Genomic DNA, 3,093 nt, shown 5'->3' with positions numbered 1-3,093 from the left:
GAAACATCTTCGGGTTGTGAGGTTAAGCGACTAAGCGTACACGGTGGATGCCCTGGCAGTCAGAGGCGATGAAGGACGTGCTAATCTGCGAAAAGCGCCGGCGAGGTGATATGAACCTTTGACCCGGCGATGTCCGAATGGGGAAACCCAGTGCAATTCGTTGCACTATCGTTAACTGAATACATAGGTTAACGAGGCGAACCGGGGGAACTGAAACATCTAAGTACCCCGAGGAAAAGAAATCAACCGAGATTCCCCCAGTAGCGGCGAGCGAACGGGGAGCAGCCCAGAGTCTGAATCAGCTTGTGTGTTAGTGGAAGCGTCTGGAAAGTCGCACGGTACAGGGTGACAGTCCCGTACACGAAAGCACACAGGCTGTGAACTCGAAGAGTAGGGCGGGACACGTGGTATCCTGTCTGAATATGGGGGGACCATCCTCCAAGGCTAAATACTCCTGACTGACCGATAGTGAACCAGTACCGTGAGGGAAAGGCGAAAAGAACCCCGGCGAGGGGAGTGAAAAAGAACCTGAAACCGTGTACGTACAAGCAGTGGGAGCACCTTCGTGGTGTGACTGCGTACCTTTTGTATAATGGGTCAGCGACTTATATTCTGTAGCAAGGTTAACCGTATAGGGGAGCCGAAGGGAAACCGAGTCTTAACTGGGCGTTAAGTTGCAGGGTATAGACCCGAAACCCGGTGATCTAGCCATGGGCAGGTTGAAGGTTGGGTAACACTAACTGGAGGACCGAACCGACTAATGTTGAAAAATTAGCGGATGACTTGTGGCTGGGGGTGAAAGGCCAATCAAACCGGGAGATAGCTGGTTCTCCCCGAAAGCTATTTAGGTAGCGCCTCGTGAACTCATCTTCGGGGGTAGAGCACTGTTTCGGCTAGGGGGCCATCCCGGCTTACCAACCCGATGCAAACTACGAATACCGAAGAATGTTATCACGGGAGACACACGGCGGGTGCTAACGTCCGTCGTGAAGAGGGAAACAACCCAGACCGCCAGCTAAGGTCCCAAAGTCATGGTTAAGTGGGAAACGATGTGGGAAGGCACAGACAGCCAGGATGTTGGCTTAGAAGCAGCCATCATTTAAAGAAAGCGTAATAGCTCACTGGTCGAGTCGGCCTGCGCGGAAGATGTAACGGGGCTAAACCATGCACCGAAGCTGCGGCAGCGACGCGTATGCGTTGTTGGGTAGGGGAGCGTTCTGTAAGCCGTTGAAGGTGTGCTGTGAGGCATGCTGGAGGTATCAGAAGTGCGAATGCTGACATAAGTAACGATAAAGCGGGTGAAAAGCCCGCTCGCCGGAAGACCAAGGGTTCCTGTCCAACGTTAATCGGGGCAGGGTGAGTCGACCCCTAAGGCGAGGCCGAAAGGCGTAGTCGATGGGAAACAGGTTAATATTCCTGTACTTGGTGTTACTGCGAAGGGGGGACGGAGAAGGCTATGTTAGCCGGGCGACGGTTGTCCCGGTTTAAGCATGTAGGCGGAGGTTCCAGGTAAATCCGGTACCTTTTAACGCTGAGGTGTGATGACGAGGCACTACGGTGCTGAAGTAACAAATGCCCTGCTTCCAGGAAAAGCCTCTAAGCATCAGGTAACATCAAATCGTACCCCAAACCGACACAGGTGGTCAGGTAGAGAATACCAAGGCGCTTGAGAGAACTCGGGTGAAGGAACTAGGCAAAATGGTGCCGTAACTTCGGGAGAAGGCACGCTGATATGTAGGTGAAGCCCCTGCGGGTGGAGCTGAAATCAGTCGAAGATACCAGCTGGCTGCAACTGTTTATTAAAAACACAGCACTGTGCAAACACGAAAGTGGACGTATACGGTGTGACGCCTGCCCGGTGCCGGAAGGTTAATTGATGGGGTTAGCGGCAACGCGAAGCTCTTGATCGAAGCCCCGGTAAACGGCGGCCGTAACTATAACGGTCCTAAGGTAGCGAAATTCCTTGTCGGGTAAGTTCCGACCTGCACGAATGGCGTAATGATGGCCAGGCTGTCTCCACCCGAGACTCAGTGAAATTGAACTCGCTGTGAAGATGCAGTGTACCCGCGGCAAGACGGAAAGACCCCGTGAACCTTTACTATAGCTTGACACTGAACACTGGTCCTTGATGTGTAGGATAGGTGGGAGGCTTTGAAGCGTGGACGCCAGTCTGCGTGGAGCCGTCCTTGAAATACCACCCTTTAATGGCTGGTGTTCTAACGTAGACCCGTGATCCGGGTTGCGGACAGTGTCTGGTGGGTAGTTTGACTGGGGCGGTCTCCTCCCAAAGAGTAACGGAGGAGCACGAAGGTTAGCTAATCCTGGTCGGACATCAGGAGGTTAGTGCAATGGCATAAGCTAGCTTGACTGCGAGAGTGACGGCTCGAGCAGGTGCGAAAGCAGGTCATAGTGATCCGGTGGTTCTGAATGGAAGGGCCATCGCTCAACGGATAAAAGGTACTCCGGGGATAACAGGCTGATACCGCCCAAGAGTTCATATCGACGGCGGTGTTTGGCACCTCGATGTCGGCTCATCACATCCTGGGGCTGAAGTAGGTCCCAAGGGTATGGCTGTTCGCCATTTAAAGTGGTACGCGAGCTGGGTTTAGAACGTCGTGAGACAGTTCGGTCCCTATCTGCCGTGGGCGCTGGAGAATTGAGGGGGGCTGCTCCTAGTACGAGAGGACCGGAGTGGACGCATCACTGGTGTTCGGGTTGTCATGCCAATGGCACTGCCCGGTAGCTAAATGCGGAAAAGATAAGTGCTGAAAGCATCTAAGCACGAAACTTGCCCCGAGATGAGTTCTCCCTGACCCTTTAAGGGTCCTGAAGGAACGTTGAAGACGACGACGTTGATAGGTCGGGTGTGTAAGCGCAGCGATGCGTTGAGCTAACCGATACTAATGAACCGTGAGGCTTAACCTTACAACGCCGAAGCTGTTTCGGCGGACGAGACGACACAATCAATTTTCAGCTCTGATACAGATTAACAGAATTTGCCTGGCGGCTTTAGCGCGGTGGTCCCACCTGACCCCATGCCGAACTCAGAAGTGAAACGCCGTAGCGCCGATGGTAGTGTGGGGTCTCCCCATG

At 53.5% G+C, this 3,093-nt stretch carries 2 rRNA genes; both read left to right on the top strand.

The features are described from left to right. The first annotated feature begins 20 nt into the window (after positions 1–20). Positions 21–2,925, top strand: a 23S ribosomal RNA gene (locus ADJ24_RS21900). Positions 2,926–2,999: 74 nt separating this feature from the next. Further along, positions 3,000–3,093: ribosomal RNA gene (gene rrf / locus ADJ24_RS21895) — 5S ribosomal RNA — on the top strand; the annotation flags it as partial.

The sequence above is a fragment of the Enterobacter sp. 940_PEND genome (assembly GCF_001059415.1).
Lineage (GTDB): Bacteria > Pseudomonadota > Gammaproteobacteria > Enterobacterales > Enterobacteriaceae > Enterobacter > Enterobacter cloacae_M.
Note: the sequence above shows the minus strand (reverse complement) of the source record. Positions and strands in the feature narration are given on the sequence as shown.